Source organism: Streptomyces sp. enrichment culture (assembly GCF_964272895.1).
In the GTDB taxonomy this organism is placed as follows: Bacteria; Actinomycetota; Actinomycetes; order Streptomycetales; family Streptomycetaceae; genus Streptomyces.
Genome location: NZ_OZ186832.1, coordinates 2,021,654 through 2,041,982 on the forward strand (window position 1 = coordinate 2,021,654; position 20,329 = coordinate 2,041,982).

Consider the following 20,329-nt stretch of genomic DNA (forward strand, 5'->3'; position numbering starts at 1 on the left):
ATGGGGCCAGGGGGTGACGCGAGCCGTGCCGAGCGGTGGGGCGGGAGCCGGGCCGCCGCCCCGTACGGGCCCGGTCTGGCCGCGGGCGTCGGGCGGGGCGGGCTGGGGTGACGGGCTGCGCGCGCCGAGGCCGCGACGCCCCTCGGAGGTGCGGCCGGCCGGCGGCCGGGTGCCGATGCGGCGACGTGCGCAGGGCACCGCGTGATCGGAGCCGGGCGGGTGGGCCGTACGCGTGAGCGGGCGCGGGATCGAAGGCTCGGGCACCCTTCCCGGTAGGGCGGGCCGGGTCTCACCCGGCCTGCACGCATGCGTGAGGGGGTTGCCGCTCATCTGCGGCAACCCCCTCACGCATGTCTACGTCGAAGGAGCGAGGTCGCGGTTCAGTGGCCCTGCTCGTCGCGGCGCCGCTGCCAGCGCTGTTCGATGCGATCCATCATCGAACGCCGCTGATGGTGGCCCTGCCGACCACCCTGGGGACCGGCGGCGTGCTGCTCACCGGGCCGGGGGGCCTTGCGCCAGCCGGTCACCGCGAGTACCGCACAGCCCAGCATGACGAGGAAGCCCACCACGCTGAGCCACACCTGCTTGGCGACCATTCCGGCCATGAGGAGCGCGATACCTACGAGGAAGCCCGCGACCGCCTGGTAGACCCGTCGCCGGGTGTACGTACGCAGCCCGCTTCCCTCAAGCGCTGTCGCGAACTTGGGATCTTCGGCGTACAGCGCTCGCTCCATCTGCTCGAGCATGCGCTGCTCGTGCTCCGAGAGCGGCACGGAGTCCTCCTCATCGTGCAGTCGCCGGGGCGACTCGGGGGGTCTCTTCAGGATAGGCAGGGAATCGCCCCCGTGAAACCCGCCCCTCTGCGCCAATTGGCCAACCGGTTCCCGTCACGGCGTACCGGCCCGCTGAGGTGTCCATTCCCCGGCGGCCGACCCGTCATGCCAGGGCGGTCTCCCTCGATCATACGGCGGGAACCGCCCGATCGGGGGGCCTGTGGCGCACTCCATCCGGAGCCGTGCCCGCTGATCAGCGGGGCGCCACAGCTACCGCTCAGACCTCGCCGGTCCCTCTGGTCTCACCGAGCACATGCAGCTGCGTGGCCACCGCATGGAACGCGGGCAGTTCGGCCGCCGCCTCCTCCAGCTTGAGCAGGGCTTCCATGGCGCCCGGCTCGGTGTCCACCAGCACTCCGGGGACGAGGTCGGCGAACACCCGCACGCCATGGACCGCGCCGACGGCGAGGCCCGCGCCCTCGACGAGTCCGGTGAGCTGTTCGGCGGTGAAGCGGCGCGGCATCGGGTCGCCCTGGCCCCAGCGGCCGGCCGGGTCCTCCAGCGCGTGCTTGGCCTCCTTGAAGTGCCCCGCGAGGGCACGGGCCAGCACGGCACCGCCGAGCCCGGCGGCGAGCACGCTGAGGACGCCCTCGGACCGCAGCGCGGCCACCGCGTTGCGGACGCCCTCGGCCGGGTCGTCGACGTACTCCAGCACGCCGTGGCACAGCACCACGTCGTAGCCACCGCGCTCGACCACGTCGAACAGGCCGTGGGCGTCGCCCTGCACGCCCTTCACCCGGTCGGCGACCCCGGCCTCGGCGGCGCGGCGCTCCAGGGCGAACAGCGCGTTGGGGCTCGGGTCGACGACGGTGACGCGGTGGCCGAGGCGGGCCGCGGGCACCGCGAAGTTGCCGCTGCCGCCCCCCGTGTCGAGGACGTCCAGCGACTCCCGGCCCGTGGCCTTGACCCGACGGTCCAGGGCGTCCCGGAGGACCTCCCAGACCACGGCGGTACGGAGAGAGGAACGGGGTCGCATCGGGTCCGACACGGCAGTTGACTCCTCGGCGCGGCACCGCCACGTACGGGGCGGAGCGAACGGGCACCCTCGCGGCACCCCGGGTGACGGGAAGGGAGGGCTTCAGGCGACTCCACCCTATTGCCTCGGACGCCACAGCAGGTCATCGCCGTTGCGTACCGGAGGCATGGGTCCGCACTGCGAGACGCCGGGACGGCCGCGCGGGGCCCGGACGGCGGGCGTCCACGCCGGCGCCGGCGACTCGCCGCCGCGGTCTCACCCCGCGTCCGGCATCTCGGGGTGCGCCTCGCCGGGGGTCGGCGGTCGTGGCGCGGCCGCTGTGTCCGTGTCGGGGCGCGGCTGGGGCAGGACCGGCTGGAGGACCAGCATCCGCTCGACGATGCGCAGGAACATCGCCACGTCGCGTATGAGGTCGTCGGCGTCCCGGCGGCTGGCCGCGCCCTGGATGCCCGCCTCGGCGCGGGCGCGGCGGGAGGCGCCGGAGGCGAACAGGGCGCTCCACTCGGTGAGCTCGGGCGCTATCTCGGGGAGCACTTCCCAGGCGCTCCGGATGCGGGCGCGGCGCCTGGGACTGGTCTCGGGGCGGCCGCGGGCGGCGAGGACGGCCGCGGCGGTGCGCAGCGCGGCGAGGTGGGCGGTGGCGTAGCGCTCGTTGGCGGTCTCCAGGACGGCGGCCTCGTCGAGTCCGGCGCGGGCCTGGGCGAGCAGGTCGAGGGCGGCGGGAGGAGCCGAGGAGCGGCGCAGCACGGGGTGCACGTCGCTCGCCGGGCCGGTCAGTGAGGGGGCAGGGCCGGTGGCGCGGCGCCGACGGGCGGCGGCTGCGTGGTAGCTGGCCATGACGAACCTCCTGTCGTCTGCGTGACGGCACGTCCTGATACGGGGTGCCGTATGTGCCCATCGTGGGGTATGCCACTGACAATCCGTTCTGACCTGGGCTTTTGCCTCGATCGAAGGTTCGGGCTAGCTTTTGCACTGACCAGTCAGTCCAAAACACTGGGCCCCGCTGCCGGCGGGCGAGGCAAGGGGAGGGCATGGGGGAGGACGGGCGCAGCGTGGCCGAGGGCGGGGAGGGCATGCGGGACGCCGAGGCCGGTGACGACCGCGGTGCGGCCGTGGTGGCCCGCGGCTTCGGGGTGCGGGGCCCCCGCGGATGGGCGTTCCGCGGGATCGGCGTCGACGCGCCGCCCGGCTCGCTGATCGCGATCGCGGGGCCGTCCGGCTCGGGCCGCACCTCGCTGCTGCTCGCGCTGACCGGCCGGATGAAGGCCACCGAGGGCACCGCCGCCGTGGGCGGTCTGGAGCTGCCCCGGCGGATGGCGGCCGTGCGCCGGATCAGCGCGCTCGCGCACGTGCCCGGGGTCACGGACCTGGACCCCGCGCTGACCGTCGGTGAGCACCTGCACGAACGGGCGCTGCTCCAGCGCCGCTTCACCGGTTCCGTCCGCGCTCTGCTGCGGCCGCGCCGGGAGCGGGTCGCCGAGGAGCGGCTGCGGATCGACCGGGCGCTGGACGCCGCCGGCCTCGACCGCGCGGCCCTGCCCAAGGGCTCCCGGACGGCCGTACGCGACCTGGAGCGGCTGGAGGCGCTGCGGCTGTCCGTCGCCCTGGCGCTGATCGGCCGGCCGCGCCTGCTGGGCGTGGACGACACCGACCTCAAGCTGTCGGACGCCGAGCGGGCCGCTGCCTGGTCCCTGCTCGGCTCGCTGGCCGCGGACGGCACGACCGTGCTGGCCGTGTGCAGCGAGGCCCCCGAGGGGGCGGTGGTCGTGTCCACCGGGACGGCGCCGGGGGGCGACCCGGCGGACACGGCCACCGGGACGGACGACGGCGGCAGGACCGCGGCCGCGGCCGACGAACCCATGACCGGTGACGACGAGGGGGACGGGCCCATGACCGGTGACGACGAGGGGGACGGGTCCATGACCGGTGACGACGAGGGGAAGGAGGCGGCCGATGCGTGCGCCGAGACTGGCCGCTCTTGAGCTGCGGCGCTTCGGCCGCGGAAAGCTCCCGCGCGCGGCCCTGGTCGCGCTTCTGCTGCTGCCGCTGCTGTATGGCGCGCTGTACCTGTGGTCCTTCTGGGACCCGTACAGCCGGCTGGACCGTATCCCGGTGGCGCTGGTCAACGACGACAAGGGCGCGACCGCCGACGGCAAGAGGATCCGCGCGGGCGACGACATCACCGAGGGGCTGCGGGAGAGTGAGGTCTTCGACTGGCGGGAGGTGAGCGCCGAGGAGGCCCGCGCGGGCGTGGAGGACGGCACCTACTATCTGTCGCTGACCATGCCGGCCGACTTCAGCCGGCGGATCGCCTCCAGCTCGGGCGACTCTCCGCGGACGGGCGCCCTCCAGGTGCGGACCAATGACGCCAACAACTACATCGTCGGCCAGATCTCGCGGACGGTGTTCAGCGAGGTGCGCACGGCGGCGTCCACCAAGACCTCGCGGTCGTTCCTGGACAAGATCTTCATCAGCTTCTCCGACATCCACGGCGCCACCGAGAAGGCCGCCGACGGGGCCGACAAGCTCAAGGGCGGCATCGGGAAGGCGGAGAAGGGCTCCAAGGACCTCGCCGACGGCCTGAAGGAGGCCAAGAGCGGCAGCGGCTCCCTGTCCAAGGGCATCGGGAAGCTGCACACGGGCGCGGGCGACCTTCAGACCGGGTCCGCGAAGGTCGCCGAGGGGACGCAGGCGCTCGCCGACAAGGTCAACACGTACGCGGACGAGGTGGGTCCGTTCGTCCGGAAGAACGAGAAGGCCATCGGGAGGACGGCCCAGGCCGTCGCCGACGCCGCCGGGACCGTCCGCGACAACCTGGACGACCTGGCCGACCGCGCACCGGCCGCCGCGCGGGACGCCCGTGACGCCTCCGACCGGCTGGCCGGGGTGTACCGCACGCGGTGCGAGAACCCCGCGCCCGCGCCCTCTCCGTCGGGCCCCCTCGGCGACGTCCTGCCCGAGGCCGGGACCGTGCCCGACCCCGACCCCGCCTGCCCGGATCTGAGGACCGCCAAGGACGCCGCCGCCGATGTGGCGGCCGCGGCCGGGGTCGTGGAGTCCCTGGCCTCCGACGGGGACGGGCGGCTGAAGAAGCTCGACCGGCACCTGGCGGCCCTGCAGAAGCAGGCCCAGGCGCTCGCCGACCGGGCCCCGCGCCTGTCGGAGGACCTGGACGACGCCGTCAAGAAGATCAACGAACTGAACGCGGGCGCCGGGAAGGTCGCCGCCGGCGCCAAGGAGCTGCACTCCGGGCTGGGCACGGCCAAGACCGGCGCGGTCGACCTGGACGAGGGCGTCGGAGAGCTGAAGGCCGGTGCGAACGACCTGAACGGCGGCCTGTTCAAGCTGGTCGACGGCTCGGTGCGGCTCGCCGACGGGCTGCACGACGGCGCCGCGCGGATCCCCGACTACGACAAGGGCGAACGCGATCTGCGCACCGGCGTCATGGCCGACCCCGTCCAGCTCGTCAACCAGGCGCTGCACAAGGCACCCAACTACGGCACCGGATTCGCCCCGTACTTCATCCCGCTGTCGCTGTGGGTCGGCGCGATGGTCGCCTACATGGTGATCGCCCCGCTCAACCGGCGGGCCCTGGCCGCGGGCGCCTCCGCGTGGCGGATCGCGCTGGCGGGCTGGCTGCCGGTCGTCGCGATTGGCGTGCTCCAGACGGCCGCGCTGATGGCGGTGCTGCACTGGGCGGTGGGCCTGCGCATGGCGCGGGCGGCCGGGACGGTGGCCTTCCTGTGCCTGGTCACGGCGTGCTTCGCGGCGATCGTGCAGTGGCTCAACGCCCGCTTCGGGGCGGCCGGGCGGATCCTGGTCCTCGCCGTGCTGATGCTCCAGCTGACGTCGGCGGGCGGCACCTACCCCGTGCAGACCAGCCCCGGCTTCTTCAACGCGATCCACCCCTATCTGCCGATGAGCTACGTCGTCGAGGCGCTGCGGCGCCTGATCAGCGGCGGTGGTCTCGAACCGGTGTGGGGGGCCTGTGCCGTGCTGGCCGCCTTCACGGCCGGTGCGCTCGCGCTGACCGCGCTGTCGGCGCGCGGCAAGCAGGTGTGGACGCTGGACCGGCTGCATCCGGAGCTGAGCCTGTGAACGGACGCGGGACAATCATGACCATGGAAAGCAGCAGCGCCGCGTCGGGCGGCAGCACGCGTCGTGAGGCCACCCGGCAGAAGCTCTACGAGGCGGCCGTCACCCTCATCGCCGAGCAGGGCTTCTCCGCCACCACGGTGGACGAGATCGCCGAGCGTGCCGGGGTGGCGAAGGGCACCGTCTACTACAACTTCGCGAGCAAGTCCGTCCTCTTCGAGGAACTGCTCCGGCACGGCGTGGGGCTCCTCACCGACTCCCTGCGGGAGGCGGCGGAGGGCACCGCGCGCGCGGGCGGCGGTTCGGTGGACGCCCTGGACGCCATGATCCGCGCCGGGCTGGTCTTCATCGACCGCTATCCGGCCTTCACCCAGCTGTATGTCGCCGAGCTGTGGCGCACCAACCGGGCCTGGCAGTCCACGCTGATGGTGGTACGGCAGCAGGCCGTGGCCGTCGTCGAGAGGGTGCTGCGCGAGGGCGTGGACAGCGGTGAGCTGAGCGAGGAGATCGACATCCCGCTGACCGCCGCCGCGCTGGTCGGCATGGTGCTGGTGGCCGCCCTGGACTGGCAGGCGTTCCAGCCGGAGCGCTCGCTGGACGATGTGCACGCGGCGCTGTCCCGGCTGCTCCAGGGGCGGGTCAGCGGGCGCCGCTGAACGCCGTACGACAGGAAGGCGCCGGTCCGGTCCTGGCCGCGTCCCCCGCGGGCCGGTCCCGGACCAGCGCTTCCGTACTCCCCCGTACTCCCCCGTTGGGCCCCCGTTCGGTCGTTCCCCCGGGTTCCCCCGTGTCTCGCTCCCGCCGAGCGGGTCGGCGGAAGGAGCGGTCCGGGGCCGCACCGTTCCGCCGCCCCGTGTCGGCGGTGCCGGTGCCGTGCCCCTTTCCGTGCCTCCACTCTCCCGTCCGGGCGGGTCCCGGCCCATCCGTGCACGTACTCATCCGGGCGCCTAGGTACGGGTACTCATGCCTGAGCGCTCGTCCCCGGCCGCGGACGGCCCCCGGACCGGATTGTCAGTGGTGGCCGATAAAGTCGCAGGCATGGCACGGATTGCGGTGATCGGCGCCGGGCTGGGCGCGATGGCGGCCGCCGCCCGGCTGGCCGTCGCGGGCCACCGGGTGGCGGTGTACGAGGCGACGGACACGTACGGCGGAGCGGTGCGCCGACTCGAGCGCGAGGGGTTCCGCTTCGACACGGGCCCCGGTCTGCTGCCGCTGCCCGCGGTCTGGCGGGACCTGTTCATCAAGACCGGCAAGGAGCAGCTGGAGGACTGCGTCGAGCTGGTCCAGGTCGACCCGTCCGCGCGGCATGTCTTCGCGGACGGCACCGAGGCCGCCCTGCCGAACGCCTCGCGCGCGGGCGTGGTCGCGGCGCTCGACGAGGCGCTCGGCGCGGGGGCGGGGGAACGCTGGGGCGACTTCCTGGTCCGCGCCCGCGAGGCATGGGACCGCACGCGCCGGCCGCTGCTGGAGGAGCCGCTGTGGCCGAACTGGCAGGTGCTGGCGGACCGCGAACCGTACCCGTCCGTGCCGCACAAGCGGCTGCTGCGCACCCGCCGGGCGAGTACGGTGCGCGAGATCGGCCTCTGGGAGCTGCGGGACGAGCGGCTGGCCGCCCTGCTGGAGAGCCACGTCCTGTCCTACGGTCTCGACCCGCGCACCGCTCCGGCGAGCGCGGCCGTGCTGCCGTACATGGAGCACGCCTTCGGCACCTGGTACGTCCGGGGCGGGCTGCGTGAGCTGGCCCGCGCGGTGCACGAGCGGTGTGTGAAGCGGCGGGTGGAGTTCGCCTTCGGCGCCGAGGTGGCCCGGGTCCTGGAGAAGGACGGCCGGGCGGCGGGGGTGGAGCTGGCCGACGGGACCGTGGCCGAGGCGGACTTCGTGGTGGCCGGGGTGTCGCCCGGTGTCCTGGCCCGTCTCACGCCGGGCACGGCGCTGCGCGGCGAGGGCGAGGTGGCGCCCCGGTCGGGGCTGCCGAGCCGGCTGACGGTTCTGCTGGCGCTGCGCGGGGGGCGGCCGCAGGAGGCGGCTCATCGGACGGTGGTGCATGCGCAGGACCGTGCGGCCGAGCTGGAGCTGCTGTTCGGTCCCGCCCCGTCGGGGGCGGTGTCACGTCCCACGGTCACCGTCCTGCGGCCCGCCGACCCGGTGCTGGTGCCCGACAGCGGCCATGAAGCGGTCACCCTCACCTCGACGGTCCCCGCGCGGACCGACGGGGACCTGGCGGACGGACGAGTCCTCACCCGGCACGTCGAGAACATGATCACCGCGGCCGAGCGGGCGATACCCGGTCTGCGCGACCGCCTCCTGTGGCACGAGGTCCGCACCCCGGCCGACATCGCCGCGGAGACCGGCGCGGAGGCAGGCGCGGTGCCCGCGCCCTCGCTGGCCGCGGGCGCGGGAGCGCTGCTGCACCCGTCCAACTCCACCGCCCTGCCGGGGCTGTTCGGCGTCGGCGGCTGGTCCCACCCCGGCGGCGGCCTGCCGCACGCGGGCATGTCGGGCGCGCTGGTCGCCGGGCTGATCGTGGAGGGCCCGGAGTTCCGCGGCTCCCAGTGAGGCCGGGAGCGACACGCTGAGGGCGGGCGGGACACGCTGAGGGCGGGCGCCCTCGGGGAGGGGCCCGCCCGGGAAGCCGCCGCCGGGGCGGCTCAGTAGCGGTACTGCTCGTCGTAGCCGGTGCCCCGCGCCTGGCCGTTGCCGTCGTAGTAGCCCTGGTCCTGCGGGAGTTCGGCGCCGTACTGCTCGTCGGTGCGCTGCTGCGGCACCCACACACCGCCGGGCGGGGTCTCGCCGTAGCCGCCGCCGGAGTACTGGTCCTGGCCGTACGCCTGCTGGGCGAACTGCTGCTGACCGCCGTAACCGGCGTCGTACGAGGTGTCGCCGCCGTAGGTCTGGGTGCCGATGTACGGGTCGGAGTAGGCGGCGTACTGCTGCTGGCCGGTGCCGTCGTAGCCGTAGCCCTGCTGGCCGTAGCCGGCGTAGGCGTCGTAGCCGTAGGTCTGGTCGGGGCTCTGGGCGGCCGCGGCGTAGGTGTCCTGGGGCTGCTGCCGGGGCTGTTCGGCGGAGGCGTAGGAGGGGTCGCCGTATATGCCGTAGGAGCCGGTGTCCTCGGGGAGGGGCTGGGGCTCGTAGACGGCCGTGGTCTCCGCGGCGGACGGGTCGTTCAGGGGGCGGGCGGGCGTGAAGACGTCGTCGCGGTCGTAGTCGTCGTCCTGGCCGTAGGCGGGGGCCGGGCCGTCGTAACCGTCCGTGGCGGCGTCGTGCGCGTCGGCGGCCTCCAGGTCGGAGACCTCCAGGGTCGGGTCGCGGCGCTCGGCGCCACGGCCGCGGCGGGAGCCGCCGTCGGAGTCGGGCCGCTTGACCGCCCAGCCCGCCGCGAAGCCGCGGCGGAAGGACATCGTGACGTAGACCTGGCCGACGGCGAAGGCGCAGGCACCCAGGCCGATGACGACGACCGAGGAGATCAGCACACCGGCCACCACGCCGAGGAAACCCGCGAAGGCGAGCAGCCGCCAGCGCAGCCGCGCCTTGTACTGCAGCAGCACCTCGCCGAGCAGCCACAGCGCTACGACGCCGAACGCGATGTAGAGGACCGTCCAGCCCATGTACGCCCCTCTCCCAGTGACCGCTACGCAGTGTGTCGCAAACCGGAGCGGAAGGTCTAGGCCTGCGGGGGGTGGTGCAGGCCCAGGTTCTCGTAGATTTCCAGCGTCGCCGTGGAGTTGTTGAGCGTGATGAAGTGCAGTCCGGGGACACCCTCGGCCAGCAGCCGCGCGCAGAACTCCGTGGCGAACTCGATACCGATGGAGCGTACAGCGGCGGGATCGTCTTGTGCTGTGAGGATCCGCTCTTTCAGCTCGGCGGGGATATGGGCGTTGCTGAGCTGGGGCAGCCGCTCCAGCATCCGGACGCTGGTCACGGGCATGACCTCGGGGATCACCGGCGTCTCGCAGCCCGCGGCCGCCACGCGGTCGCGCAGCCGCAGATAGGACTCCGGCTGGAAGAACATCTGCGTGATGGCGTAGTCGGCGCCGGCCCGGCACTTGTCGACGAAGTGGGCGACATCGGTGTCCCAGTCCAGGGAGCGCGGGTGCATCTCCGGGAAGGCCGCGACGCCCACGCAGAAGTCGCCCGACTCCTTGATGAGCCGGACGAGTTCGGCGGCGTAGGTCAGCCCCTTGGGGTGGGGCACCCAGTCGCCCATGGGGTCGCCGGGCGGGTCGCCGCGCACGGCGAGCATGTTGCGGATCCCGGCGTCGGCGTACTGGCCGATGATGTTGCGCAGTTCCGCGATGGAGTGGTTGACCGCGGTGAGGTGGGCGACCGGGGTGAGGGTCGTGTCCACGACGATCTGCTGGGTCTCCTTGACGGTGCCCGCGCGGGTGGAGCCGCCGGCACCGTAGGTGACGGAGACGAAGTCGGGGGCGACCGCCTCGACCCGGCGGAGCGCGCTCCACAGGTTCTTCTCGCCCTTGGGGGTCTTCGGCGCCGAGAACTCGAACGAGTACGTCGTCTTGCCGGTGGCGAGGATGTCGCGCACGGTGCGTGCGCGATCAGTCCTGGTGGATGCGGTTCCTAGGGCCATACCCGCAGGTTAACCAGGGGTCGGCGGTCCCCCAACCAGATCACGGAAATTTGCCCGAATTGTCCATCTGCTGTCCAGCTGGTGGACATCTGACGTCCGGAATGAACCGATCCGGGCCGACGGCTGTCTCGCCATACGGCCGTGATCTACGCCGCCCGCAGCCGCTTGGCGAACTCCGCCGCCGCCGCTGCCGGGTCGTCGGCCTCGGTGATCGCCCGGACGACGACCACCCGCCGGGCGCCCGCGTCCAGCACCTCGTCGAGGTTGCCGAGATCGATGCCGCCGATGGCGAACCAGGGGCGGTCGGTGCCGAGGCCGGCCGTGTGGCGCACCAGGTCGAGGCCGGGGGCGTGGCGGCCGGGCTTGGTCGGGGTGGGCCAGCAGGGGCCGGTGCAGAAGTAGTCCACGCCCTCCTGGACGGCGGCCGCGGCGACCTCCTCCTCCGCGTGCGTGGAGCGGCCGATCAGGACGTCGTCGCCGAGGATCGCGCGGGCCGCGGGCACCGGCAGGTCGCCCTGGCCCAGGTGCAGCACGTCGGCGCCGGCGGCGTGGGCGACGTCCGCGCGGTCGTTGACCGCGAGCAGCTTGCCGTGCCGGGCGCAGGCGTCGGCGAACACCTTCAGGTGCTCCAGCTCCTCGCCGGCCTCCATGCCCTTGTCGCGCAGCTGCACGATGTCGACGCCGCCGGCGAGGACGGCGTCCAGGAACTCGGGCAGGTCGCCCTGGCGCCTGCGGGCGTCCGTGCAGAGGTAGAGCCGGGCGTCGGCGAGCTGGGCTCGGGCGTTCGCGGGCATGGGAGTCCCCCCGTGGTAGGCGGCGGTACGGGCCGAGGATCGCCCCCGGCCCGTACCTCCGGTGTTTCTGATCAGGTCAGACGGCGAGCGCCTGGGCGCGGCGCTTCACCTCCGTGCCGCGATTCTCGCTGAGCGCCTGCGCGGGGGTGCCGGGCAGGCTGTCGTCGGGGGTGAAGAGCCACTCCAGCATCTCTTCGTCGGTGAAGCCGTCGTCCCGCAGGAGCGTCAGGGTGCCGGTGAGGCCCTTGACGACCTTGTCCCCGTCGATGAAGGCGGCGGGGACGTGCAGCGCGCGGTTCTCACCACGGCGTACGGCGATCAGCTGGCCCTCCTTGACCAGCTGCCGGACGCGGGTCACCTCGACGCCGAGCTTTTCGGCGATGTCGGGGAGGGTGAGCCAGGCGGGGACGAGAGCATCGATCTTTGCGTCAATCTCGGTCACGGGTCCAGGGTAGGCGCTCCGCTCCGGGGACCGCGATGGGAAGTGCCGGGTGCCGCAGTGGGTCGTGCGCGCGTTCGTCGTGGCTGGTCGCGCCCACGCGGCGGTAGCCGCACATCGCATACAGCCCCGCACCCCTGAGTGCCGGCGCGCCCCTCCTAGGGCGTCGCGATCGCCGTTTTCAAAGGACGGGCCGCATCCGTCAACAGGTCTGCGTCCATCTCCGTTCCCGCCTCGATCAGCTTCTTGCCCTGGGCCAGGTCCCTCGGGCGGCCCACCGCCAGGAGGGCGACCAGGCGGCCCTCGCGCAGCCAGCACACCGACCAGGCGGGACCCGTCGGGTCGCCGCGCCACAGCAGCGTGTCGGCGGACGTGTGATGGCCGGCGTACTGGACGAAGCGGCCGAACTGCTCGGACCAGAAGTAGGGCACGGGGTCGTAGACGGCCGGGGGCTCGTCGGTCGCGGCGCCGACGATGTTGGCGGCGACCGTGCGGGGGCCCTGGAGGGCGTTGTCCCAGTGGTGGACGAGCAGGCGCTCGCCGTAGCGGCCGGAGGGGAAGGAGGCGCAGTCGCCGACGGCGTAGACGTCGGGCGCGGAGGTGCGCAGATGGGCGTCGGCGACGACCTCGCCGTGCTCACCCAGCTCGATGCCGGAGCCGGCGAGCCAGGCGGTGGCGGGGCGGGCGCCGATGCCGACGACGACCGCGCCCGCGGGCAGCCGGGTGCCGTCGTCGAGGACGACCTCGCCGGGCTCGACGTGCGCCACGCGCGCGCGGGTGCGCAGCTGCGCGCCGCTGTCGGCGTACCAGGAGGTCATCGGGGCGGCGACCTCGGCGGGCAGGGCGCCGGCGAGCGGCCGGTCGGCGGCCTCGACGACGGTGACCGAGCAGCCCGCCTCGCGCGCGGCGGTGGCGAACTCGGCGCCGATCCAGCCGGCACCGACGACCACGATGTCGTGCTGCCGCTCCAGCACCGGCCGCAGCCGTTCGGCGTCGTCCAGGGTGCGCAGCAGATGCACGCCGGGCACCCCTTCGGCGCCGGGCAGCCGGACGGGTTCGGCGCCGGTGGCCAGGACCAGGACGTCGTACGGGACCGGGCCCTGCTCGGTGTCCAGCTCATGGTCGGCCGGGCGCACGCCCAGGGCCTCACGGCCCAGGTGCAGTCCGATGTCCAGGGCCTCGAAGTCGACGTCGAAGGCGGAGCCCTCGGCGGTGCCGAGCAGGACCGCCTTGGACAGCGGGGGCCGGTCGTAGGGCTGGTGGGGTTCGGCGCCGATCAGCGTCACCGTGCCCGTGAAGCCCTGTTCGCGCAGGGCGACGGCGGTCTGCACGCCGGCCATGCCCGCGCCCACCACGACGACCCGCTCCGGCATGGCCATTCCCCGTTCCCGCGTCTGCTCGCTCACCTGATCACCATAGACACCTGACGAACTGTCAGTCAGTGGGCGGGTTCCGTGACCTGCTCCACAACGCTCGTCCCGCTCCCCGGCCGCGACTCCCACTCCCAGGTCTCCTCCAGCCGCACCCGCCCGTCGGGCAGCTCCACGACCCGTGACACACAGTGCCCGGAGGCGGTCGTACCGTCGGTCCGCAGCTGGACGTACCGGAAGTCCAGCCGGTCGCCGGCCCGGGTTCCCACCAGATGGCCGCGGACGACGTCGCCGCCCGTGTAGTCGGCCCAGATCACGCCGTCCTGCTCGTGGTAGGCGAACCGGGTGCGCGTGCCCACCTGGCCGGGGGCCTGATCGGCCACCGGGGCGAGGACGAGACCGTCGAGCGAACGGGCCATGGAGAGGGCTCCCTTACAGACGCGCGGAACCAGCAGCTAGGGTGGGGGCCAACGTAAAGCACTCGCGGGAGCCCGGACGCACCGGGCTGAGAGGGAGGCTGGCGGCCTCCGACCGTACGAACCTGATCCGGGTCATGCCGGCGAAGGGAGGGGCTGGACGCCCATGTCGCGTACGTCAGACGTCCTCGTGGTCGGGGGCGGCGTCATCGGTCTGGTCACGGCCTGGCGGGCCGCGCAGCGCGGTCTCGCCACGGCCGTCGTGGACCCCGAACCCGGCGGCGGGGCCGCCCAGGTGGCGGCCGGGATGCTGGCCGCCGTCACCGAACTGCACTACGGCGAGCAGACCCTGCTCGCCCTCAACCTGGCCTCGGCGCGCCGCTATCCGGACTTCGCCGCCGAGCTCACCGACCTCACCGGGCACGACCTCGGCTACCGGCAGTGCGGCACGCTCGCCGTCGCGCTGGACGCCGACGACCGCGCCCACCTGCGGGAACTGCACGCGCTCCAGCAGCGGTCGGGGCTGGACTCGCAGTGGCTGTCCGGGCGGGAGTGCCGGCGTCTTGAGCCGATGCTGGCGCCGGGGGTGCGCGGCGGGCTCCGGGTGGACGGCGACCACCAGATCGACCCGCGGCGCCTGGCCGCGGCCCTCCTGGCGGCCTGCGAACGGGCAGGTGTGGTCTTCCACCGGGAGTGGGCCGAGCGGCTCACCGTGGTGCACGGGCGGGCCGCGGGCGTCGTCACGCGCGCGGGTGGCCTCCAGGCCGGGCAGGTGGTGCTCGCCGCGGGCAGCCTCAGCGGGCGCCTCGGCGGGGTCCCGGACGAGGTGCTGCCGCCGGTCAGACCGGTGAAGGGGCAGGTGCTGCGGCTGACCGTGCCGAAGCGGTACGCGCCCTTCCTGAACCGCACGGTCCGCGCGGTGGTCCGCGGCAGCCATGTCTACCTGGTGCCGCGCGCGAACGGCGAGCTGGTCGTCGGCGCCACCAGCGAGGAGCTGGGCTGGGACACCACGGTCACCGCGGGCGGGGTGTACGAACTGCTGCGCGACGCCCATGAGCTGGTCCCCGGCATCACCGAGCTGCCCCTGACGGAGACGCGGGCCGGTCTGCGCCCGGGGTCGCCGGACAACGCGCCGCTGCTCGGCCCGACCGACCTGGACGGCCTGCTGCTGGCCACCGGCCACTACCGCAACGGCGTGCTGCTCACACCGGTCACCGGGGACACGATGGCGCATGTGCTGTCCACCGGCCGACTCCCCGACGAGGCCCGCCCCTTCACCCCCAAGCGATTCGCCCTCACGGAGCAGCCCGTATGAACATCTCGGTCAACGGCGAGCGTCGGCAGGTCGAGCCGGGAACGGCTCTCGACACGCTCGTGCGCTCCCTCACCGCGGCGCCCTCCGGAGTGGCGGCCGCGCTCAACGAGACCGTCGTCCCGCGCGCGCAGTGGGCGGCCACCGCGCTCGCCGAGGGCGACCGCGTCGAAGTGCTCACCGCCGTACAGGGAGGCTGACCCATGGCTGACGATCCGTTCGTCCTCGGCGGTACGACGTTCACGTCCCGGCTGATCATGGGCACCGGGGGTGCGCCGAGCCTGGAGGTGCTGGAGCGGGCGCTGGTGGCGTCCGGGACCGAGCTGACCACGGTCGCGATGCGGCGGGTGGACCCGTCGGTGCACGGTTCGGTGCTGTCCGTGCTGGAGCGGCTGGGCATCCGGGTGCTGCCGAACACGGCCGGCTGCTTCACCGCGGGGGAGGCGGTGCTCACCGCCCGGCTGGCGCGGGAGGCGCTGGGCACCGATCTGATCAAGCTGGAGGTCATCGCCGACGAGCGCACCCTGCTGCCGGACCCCATCGAGCTGCTGGACGCGGCCGAGACGCTGGTGGAGGACGGGTTCACGGTGCTGCCGTACACCAATGACGACCCGGTCCTCGCGCGCAGGCTGGAGGACGTGGGCTGTGCGGCGATCATGCCCTTGGGCTCGCCCATCGGGTCCGGGCTCGGCATCCGCAACCCGCACAACTTCCAGCTGATCGTCGAGCACGCGCGCGTGCCGGTGATCCTGGACGCCGGCGCCGGTACGGCGTCGGACGCGGCGCTGGCCATGGAGCTGGGGTGCGCGGGTGTGATGCTCGCCTCGGCGGTGACGCGGGCGCAGGAGCCGGTGCTGATGGCCGCCGCCATGCGGAGCGGGGTCGAGGCGGGGCGGCTGGCGTATCGCGCGGGCCGGATCCCGAAGCGGCACTTCGCGGAGGCGTCCTCTCCCACGGAGGGCAGGGCGGCGCTGGATCCGGAGCGGCCCGCGTTCCAGTGAGCGCACGCCGCCAGGGGCGCGGGGACGAGCGGCCACGAACCGGCCGCACCCGCCCGTCGGCGGCAGGCGCCTCGCTCCCTGAGGCGTCGCACGTCACAGGTCGGCTGCAGTACCGCCACTGTCCCGGCGGGCGGGGCAGGGGTGTCAGTCGTGGCTCGTAGACTCACCTGCGTGGACACGACCCTTCAGGACCCTCTGGTCGGGCAGGTGCTCGACGGGCGTTATCGCGTCGAGGCGCGGATCGCGGTCGGCGGGATGGCCACGGTCTACCGGGCCGTGGACACCCGCCTGGACCGCGTGCTCGCGCTGAAGGTGATGCACCAGGCACTGGCGGCCGACGGGGTGTTCGTCGAGCGGTTCATCCGCGAGGCGAAGTCCGTGGCCCGGCTGGCGCATCCGAACGTGGTGCAGGTCTTCGACCAGGGCACGGACGGGTCGTACGTCTACCTGGCGATGGAGTACATCGCCGGCTGCACCCTGCGTGACGTGCTGCGCGAGCGCGGTGCGCTGTCGCCGCGGGCCGCGCTGGACATCCTGGAGCCGGTGCTGGCCGCGCTGGGCGCCGCGCACCGGGCCGGGTTCGTGCACCGGGACATGAAGCCGGAGAACGTGCTCATAGGGGACGACGGCCGGGTCAAGGTCGCCGACTTCGGGCTGGTGCGCTCGGTGGACACGGTGACCAGCACCACCGGCTCGGTCCTCGGTACGGCCGCCTATCTCGCCCCCGAGCAGATCGAGCACGGCACCGCCGATCCGCGGGTCGACGTGTACGCGTGCGGTGTGATGCTGTTCGAGATGCTCACCGGCGGCAAGCCCCACCACGGGGACTCCCCCGCCCAGATCCTCTACAAGCACGTCCACGAGGACGTGCCCCCGCCCTCGGCCTCGGTGCCCGGCCTGCCGTACGCGCTGGACGAGCTGGTGGCCTCGGCGACCGCGCGCTCGGCGGACATCCGGCCGTACGACGCCGTGGCGCTGCTCGCCGAGGTTCGTGAGGCGCGCGCCGGGCTGACCGGCGAGCAGCTGGACGCGGTGCCGCCGCAGGCGGTCTCCGTGGAGCACGACAACGCCGAGGACCGTACGAGCGTGATCCCGCGCTCCCTGACGGTGCCCCGCCCGCTGCAGGCCGACGGGGACGAGCCGCCCGTGGACCGCACGAGCCGGCTGGCCTCCCCGCCGCCGCCGCTGCCGCCGCGCCGCCGGCCGCTGCCCCGGCGCGGGCTGGTGTCGGTCGTCGCGGCCGTGCTGCTGGTGCTCGGTCTCGGCGCGGGCGTCTGGTACATCAACTCCGGACAGTTCACCAAGGTCCCGCCGGTGCTGGCGAAGACCGAGGAGCAGGCCCGCGACCGGCTGTCCGACGCCGGTCTGGAGGTCGGCGATGTGAAGCAGGCGTTCAGCGACACCGTCCGGCGCGGCCTGGTGATCGGCAGCGACCCGGCGCCGGGCAGCCGTATCCGCTCCAACGACTCGGTGACGCTGACGATCTCAAGAGGTCCGCAGACCGTGCGGGTGCCCGCGCTCGGCGGGGAGCCGCTGGACGAGGCGCGGCGGACGCTGAAGCGCGAGGGGCTCCAGCCGGGCATGGTCACGCGCGAGTTCAGCGACGAGGTGCCGCGGGGCTCGGTGATCAGGACGGACCCCGAGGGCGGCGTCGAGGTGCGCGCGGAGTCGGCGGTCGCGCTGGTGGTCAGCAAGGGCAGCCCGGTGGACGTCCCCGATGTCGTCGGCGACGACCTGGAATCCGCCCGCGCGGAGCTGCTGGAGGCGGGCCTGAAGGTGAAGGTGGCCTCCGCGCAGATCCACTCCTCCGACATCGAGCGGGGCAAGGTGGCCCTCCAGTCGCCGGACTCCGGCCGTGAGGTCGCCGAGGGCGACACCGTGACGCTGACGCTGTCCAAGGGCCCGGTGATGGTCGAGGTGCCGGACGTGGTCGGCGACAGCGTGGACGAGGCCAGGGAGAAGCTGGAGGGGGCGGGCTTCGAGGTGGACGAGGACCGGGGGCTGCTCGGCCTGTTCGGTGACACCGTCAAGAGCCAGTCCGTGGAGGGCGGCGAGAGCGCGCCCAAGGGCTCGACCATCACGATCGAGATCCGCTGAGCGGGTGAGGGGACGGGGCATGCCCCGCGGCATGACAACCTGAACGGGTGAGTGTTGAACATCCCCGTCCCCTGCCCGGCCCCTCCCGCAACCCCGTCGGCAGCCATGTCCCCGTCGCCGGCGGCCTGAGCACCGTGGGCCTGGCCTACGCCCGTGATCTGAAGGCCGAGACCGTGCAGGTCTTCGTCGCCAACCCGCGCGGCTGGGCGACCCCGGCCGGGAACCCGCGGGAGGACGAGGCGTTCCGGGCGGCGTGCGCGGCGGAGTCGATCCCGGCGTACGTCCATGCCCCGTATCTGATCAACTTCGGCTCCCACACCGAGGCGACCGTGGAGAAGTCGGTGGCCTCGCTGCGGCACTCGCTGCGGCGCGGGCGGGAGATCGGCGCGCTCGGCGTGGTCGTGCACACCGGCAGCGCGACCGGCGGCCGGGACCGGTCGGTGGCGCTGAAGCAGGTGCGGGAGCACATGCTGCCGCTGCTGGACGAGCTGACCCGTGACGACGATCCGTATCTGCTGCTGGAGTCGACGGCCGGGCAGGGCTCCTCGCTGTGCTCGCGGACCTGGGACTTCGCGCCGTACTTCGAGGCGCTGGACGCCCATCCCAAGCTGGGCGTCTGCCTGGACACCTGCCACATCTTCGCCGCCGGGCACGATCTGGCCGGGCCCGGCGGGATGCACCAGACCCTCGATCTGCTGGTGGACACCGTCGGCGCGGGGCGGCTGAAGCTGATCCACGCCAATGACTCCCAGGACGTGGTGGGCGCGCACAAGGACCGGCACGCGAACATCGGCGCGGGCCACATCGGTGAGGACGCCTTCCGCGAGCTGATGACCCACCCGGCGACCGAGGGGGTGCCGCTGGTCATCGAGACTCCCGGCGGCAAAGAGGGGCACGCGGGGGATGTGGAGCGGCTGAAGAAGCTCCGCGACGGCTGAGGAAGCTCCGCGACGGCTCAGGCAGCTCCGCGACGACTGTGGGCTCTACGACGACCGAAGGCTCTACGACGACGAAGGCTCCGCGACGACAAGGCTCCGCGACCGGCAATCGAAGAGAAACCCTGGCGGGAATACCCCTGGGGGGTATACGGTTCTTGTAGCAGCGCAGGAACCGCTATCCGGCTATGGGGGCACACCATGGAGCACGAGGCACACACCACGCACCCGCACCACCGGCACGGGAACGACCACGCCGGTCACGCCCACCACGCCGGTCACGCCGGCGGTGACACCAGCTGGTCGATGGCCGCGCGAGCGACCCTGCACTGCCTCACCGGCTGCGCCATCGGCGAGGTGCTCGGCATGGTCATCGGCACCGCGCTGGGCTGGAACAACGTGGCCACCATGACCCTCGCGATCGTGCTGGCCTTCTTCTTCGGCTACTCGCTCACCCTGTGGGGCGTGCTGAAGGCGGGCCTGGACCTCAAGGCCGCGATCCGGGTGGCGCTGGCCGCCGACACGATCTCGATCGCGGTGATGGAGATCATCGACAACGGCGTGATCGCGCTGTGGCCGGGCGGCATGGACGCCCATCTCTCGGACGCGAAGTTCTGGTGGGTGCTGGCCATCGCCCTCGCCGCCGCCTTCGTGATCACCACGCCGGTCAACAAGTGGATGATCGGCCGGGGCAAGGGCCACGCGGTGGTGCACCAGTACCACCACTGACCCGCACGGACGCCAGGACTCAGAGCTCGGGGCCCTCCCCGGGCTCTTCCTGGTACGAGTAGCGCTGCTCCTTCCAGGGATCGCCGATGTTGTGATAGCCGCGCTCCTCCCAGAAGCCGCGGCGGTCGGCGGTCATGTACTCCACGCCCCTGACCCACTTGGGGCCCTTCCAGGCGTACAGGTGCGGGACGATCAGCCGGAGCGGGAAGCCGTGCTCGGCGGTGAGCAGTTCGCCGTCCTTGTGGGTGGCGAAGATGGTGCGCTCGGAGGCGAAGTCCGCGAGGCGCAGATTGGAGCTGAAGCCGTACTCCGCCCACACCATCACATGGGTGACGTCGTCGGCGGGCGGGGCGATCTCCAGGACGGTCCGGGCGGGGATGCCGCCCCACTCCGCGCCGAGCATGCTGAACTTCGTCACGCAGTGCAGATCGGCCACGACGGTGGTGTACGGCAGGGCCGTGAACTCCTCGTGGTTCCAGCAGTGCTTCGCACCGTCGGCGGTGGCCCCGAAGACCCTGAACTCCCAGCGCTCGGGCCGGAACTTGGGCACCGGGCCGTAATGCGTGACCGGCCAGCCCCGCTGCACTCGCTGCCCCGGCGGAAGCTCGTTCGGCACTGCTTCTCCAGATTCACGCTCCACCGGCTGACCCATGGCTCCATCCTGACAGACCCGAGCCGGTGCACATGACCACGCAGGCCGGTAAACGGACAACTCGCGTTAAGCATGCACTTACTTACTAAGTACGC

The 20,329-nt window shown here is 73.1% G+C and carries 20 protein-coding genes and 1 riboswitch; of the genes, 10 read left to right on the top strand and 10 right to left on the bottom strand.

What is annotated here, in order from left to right; genetic code table 11:
* Window positions 1–380: 380 nt before the first annotated feature.
* The 3 genes from ACSU6M_RS09160 to ACSU6M_RS09170 all read right to left on the bottom strand — a co-directional run bounded on the left by ACSU6M_RS09160 (window position 381) and on the right by ACSU6M_RS09170 (window position 2,646).
* The gene (locus ACSU6M_RS09160) at window positions 381–773 is read right to left on the bottom strand and encodes a DUF3040 domain-containing protein (protein ID WP_437068599.1); all 393 of its coding nucleotides are present in this window, start codon (window positions 771–773) and stop codon (window positions 381–383) included.
* 277 nt (window positions 774–1,050) lie between these two features.
* Window positions 1,051–1,821, bottom strand: coding sequence for a methyltransferase (locus tag ACSU6M_RS09165; protein WP_437068600.1), 771 nt, complete (start codon window positions 1,819–1,821; stop codon window positions 1,051–1,053).
* Between the two features lie 243 nt (window positions 1,822–2,064).
* Complete coding sequence (locus ACSU6M_RS09170) at window positions 2,065–2,646, bottom strand: SAV_6107 family HEPN domain-containing protein (RefSeq protein WP_437068601.1); 582 nt, start codon at window positions 2,644–2,646, stop codon at window positions 2,065–2,067.
* Window positions 2,647–2,882: 236 nt separating this feature from the next.
* Here ACSU6M_RS09170 and ACSU6M_RS09175 point away from each other — a divergent pair, with 236 nt between their 5' ends.
* The 4 genes from ACSU6M_RS09175 (at window position 2,883) to ACSU6M_RS09190 (ending at window position 8,460) form a co-directional block, all read left to right on the top strand.
* Window positions 2,883–3,791: an ATP-binding cassette domain-containing protein gene (locus ACSU6M_RS09175; RefSeq protein ID WP_437075065.1), complete on the top strand. Its 909-nt coding sequence runs from the start codon at window positions 2,883–2,885 to the stop codon at window positions 3,789–3,791.
* The gene (locus ACSU6M_RS09180) at window positions 3,763–5,907 is read left to right on the top strand and encodes a YhgE/Pip family protein (protein ID WP_437068602.1); all 2,145 of its coding nucleotides are present in this window, start codon (window positions 3,763–3,765) and stop codon (window positions 5,905–5,907) included. The genes ACSU6M_RS09175 and ACSU6M_RS09180 overlap by 29 nt, the downstream gene beginning before the upstream one ends.
* Window positions 5,908–5,930: 23 nt before the next feature.
* Entirely contained in the window at window positions 5,931–6,560 is a 630-nt protein-coding gene (locus ACSU6M_RS09185; RefSeq protein ID WP_437068604.1) for a TetR/AcrR family transcriptional regulator, read from the top strand.
* 382 nt (window positions 6,561–6,942) lie between these two features.
* On the top strand, window positions 6,943–8,460 hold the full coding sequence (locus ACSU6M_RS09190) for a phytoene desaturase family protein (RefSeq protein ID WP_437068605.1): 1,518 nt from the start codon (window positions 6,943–6,945) through the stop codon (window positions 8,458–8,460).
* A gap of 92 nt (window positions 8,461–8,552) precedes the next feature.
* Here the strand turns inward: ACSU6M_RS09190 and ACSU6M_RS09195 are convergent, their stop codons facing one another.
* The 6 genes from ACSU6M_RS09195 to ACSU6M_RS09220 all read right to left on the bottom strand — a co-directional run bounded on the left by ACSU6M_RS09195 (window position 8,553) and on the right by ACSU6M_RS09220 (window position 13,511).
* Window positions 8,553–9,509: a hypothetical protein gene (locus ACSU6M_RS09195; protein WP_437068607.1), complete on the bottom strand. Its 957-nt coding sequence runs from the start codon at window positions 9,507–9,509 to the stop codon at window positions 8,553–8,555.
* Between the two features lie 56 nt (window positions 9,510–9,565).
* Window positions 9,566–10,489: a methylenetetrahydrofolate reductase [NAD(P)H] gene (gene metF, locus ACSU6M_RS09200; RefSeq protein WP_437068608.1), complete on the bottom strand. Its 924-nt coding sequence runs from the start codon at window positions 10,487–10,489 to the stop codon at window positions 9,566–9,568.
* Between the two features lie 146 nt (window positions 10,490–10,635).
* The gene (gene thiE, locus ACSU6M_RS09205) at window positions 10,636–11,283 is read right to left on the bottom strand and encodes a thiamine phosphate synthase (protein ID WP_437068610.1); all 648 of its coding nucleotides are present in this window, start codon (window positions 11,281–11,283) and stop codon (window positions 10,636–10,638) included.
* A 76-nt stretch (window positions 11,284–11,359) separates the two neighbouring features.
* A complete protein-coding gene (locus ACSU6M_RS09210; RefSeq protein ID WP_437068612.1) occupies window positions 11,360–11,725 on the bottom strand; it encodes an Rv2175c family DNA-binding protein in 366 nt (121 codons plus the stop codon).
* Between the two features lie 155 nt (window positions 11,726–11,880).
* Window positions 11,881–13,101 (bottom strand): NAD(P)/FAD-dependent oxidoreductase, encoded by a 1,221-nt coding sequence (locus ACSU6M_RS09215; RefSeq protein ID WP_437075067.1) that lies wholly within the window; start codon window positions 13,099–13,101, stop codon window positions 11,881–11,883.
* A 59-nt stretch (window positions 13,102–13,160) separates the two neighbouring features.
* Entirely contained in the window at window positions 13,161–13,511 is a 351-nt protein-coding gene (locus ACSU6M_RS09220; protein ID WP_437068613.1) for a hypothetical protein, read from the bottom strand.
* Window positions 13,512–13,565: 54 nt separating this feature from the next.
* A riboswitch (TPP riboswitch) is annotated at window positions 13,566–13,677 on the top strand.
* Here ACSU6M_RS09220 and thiO point away from each other — a divergent pair.
* From thiO to ACSU6M_RS09250, 6 genes are all read left to right on the top strand, one after another.
* On the top strand, window positions 13,675–14,823 hold the full coding sequence (gene thiO / locus ACSU6M_RS09225) for a glycine oxidase ThiO (RefSeq protein WP_437068615.1): 1,149 nt from the start codon (window positions 13,675–13,677) through the stop codon (window positions 14,821–14,823). (Overlaps the previous riboswitch by 3 nt.)
* A complete protein-coding gene (thiS, locus tag ACSU6M_RS09230; RefSeq protein WP_437068616.1) occupies window positions 14,820–15,020 on the top strand; it encodes a sulfur carrier protein ThiS in 201 nt (66 codons plus the stop codon). Before thiO ends, thiS begins: the two co-directional genes overlap by 4 nt.
* A 3-nt stretch (window positions 15,021–15,023) precedes the next feature.
* Entirely contained in the window at window positions 15,024–15,821 is a 798-nt protein-coding gene (locus ACSU6M_RS09235) for a thiazole synthase (RefSeq protein ID WP_437068618.1), read from the top strand.
* Between the two features lie 171 nt (window positions 15,822–15,992).
* Window positions 15,993–17,918: a Stk1 family PASTA domain-containing Ser/Thr kinase gene (gene pknB / locus ACSU6M_RS09240; protein ID WP_437068620.1), complete on the top strand. Its 1,926-nt coding sequence runs from the start codon at window positions 15,993–15,995 to the stop codon at window positions 17,916–17,918.
* Between the two features lie 47 nt (window positions 17,919–17,965).
* On the top strand, window positions 17,966–18,856 hold the full coding sequence (locus ACSU6M_RS09245; RefSeq protein WP_437068622.1) for a deoxyribonuclease IV: 891 nt from the start codon (window positions 17,966–17,968) through the stop codon (window positions 18,854–18,856).
* Between the two features lie 198 nt (window positions 18,857–19,054).
* Window positions 19,055–19,582, top strand: coding sequence for a DUF4396 domain-containing protein (locus tag ACSU6M_RS09250; RefSeq protein ID WP_437068623.1), 528 nt, complete (start codon window positions 19,055–19,057; stop codon window positions 19,580–19,582).
* Between the two features lie 19 nt (window positions 19,583–19,601).
* On the opposite strand, the gene ACSU6M_RS09255 is transcribed toward ACSU6M_RS09250, so the two are convergent.
* Window positions 19,602–20,234 (bottom strand): sulfite oxidase-like oxidoreductase, encoded by a 633-nt coding sequence (locus ACSU6M_RS09255; protein ID WP_437068624.1) that lies wholly within the window; start codon window positions 20,232–20,234, stop codon window positions 19,602–19,604.
* Between the last annotated feature and the right edge of the window lie 95 nt (window positions 20,235–20,329).

What these genes read in the sequence shown, in the direction of transcription:
- metF (WP_437068608.1), bottom strand. Translation starts at nt 10,489, where the DNA reads ATGGCCCTAGGAACCGCATCCACCAGGACTGATCGCGCACGCACCGTG.
- thiE (WP_437068610.1), bottom strand. Translation starts at nt 11,283, where the DNA reads ATGCCCGCGAACGCCCGAGCCCAGCTCGCCGACGCCCGGCTCTACCTC.
- ACSU6M_RS09185 (WP_437068604.1), top strand. Translation starts at nt 5,931, where the DNA reads ATGGAAAGCAGCAGCGCCGCGTCGGGCGGCAGCACGCGTCGTGAGGCC.
- ACSU6M_RS09220 (WP_437068613.1), bottom strand. Translation starts at nt 13,511, where the DNA reads ATGGCCCGTTCGCTCGACGGTCTCGTCCTCGCCCCGGTGGCCGATCAG.
- ACSU6M_RS09195 (WP_437068607.1), bottom strand. Translation starts at nt 9,509, where the DNA reads ATGGGCTGGACGGTCCTCTACATCGCGTTCGGCGTCGTAGCGCTGTGG.
- ACSU6M_RS09215 (WP_437075067.1), bottom strand. Translation starts at nt 13,101, where the DNA reads ATGGCCATGCCGGAGCGGGTCGTCGTGGTGGGCGCGGGCATGGCCGGC.
- thiS (WP_437068616.1), top strand. Translation starts at nt 14,820, where the DNA reads ATGAACATCTCGGTCAACGGCGAGCGTCGGCAGGTCGAGCCGGGAACG.
- ACSU6M_RS09255 (WP_437068624.1), bottom strand. Translation starts at nt 20,234, where the DNA reads ATGGGTCAGCCGGTGGAGCGTGAATCTGGAGAAGCAGTGCCGAACGAG.
- ACSU6M_RS09180 (WP_437068602.1), top strand. Translation starts at nt 3,763, where the DNA reads ATGCGTGCGCCGAGACTGGCCGCTCTTGAGCTGCGGCGCTTCGGCCGC.
- ACSU6M_RS09175 (WP_437075065.1), top strand. Translation starts at nt 2,883, where the DNA reads ATGCGGGACGCCGAGGCCGGTGACGACCGCGGTGCGGCCGTGGTGGCC.
- ACSU6M_RS09170 (WP_437068601.1), bottom strand. Translation starts at nt 2,646, where the DNA reads ATGGCCAGCTACCACGCAGCCGCCGCCCGTCGGCGCCGCGCCACCGGC.
- thiO (WP_437068615.1), top strand. Translation starts at nt 13,675, where the DNA reads ATGTCGCGTACGTCAGACGTCCTCGTGGTCGGGGGCGGCGTCATCGGT.
- ACSU6M_RS09190 (WP_437068605.1), top strand. Translation starts at nt 6,943, where the DNA reads ATGGCACGGATTGCGGTGATCGGCGCCGGGCTGGGCGCGATGGCGGCC.
- ACSU6M_RS09235 (WP_437068618.1), top strand. Translation starts at nt 15,024, where the DNA reads ATGGCTGACGATCCGTTCGTCCTCGGCGGTACGACGTTCACGTCCCGG.
- ACSU6M_RS09250 (WP_437068623.1), top strand. Translation starts at nt 19,055, where the DNA reads ATGGAGCACGAGGCACACACCACGCACCCGCACCACCGGCACGGGAAC.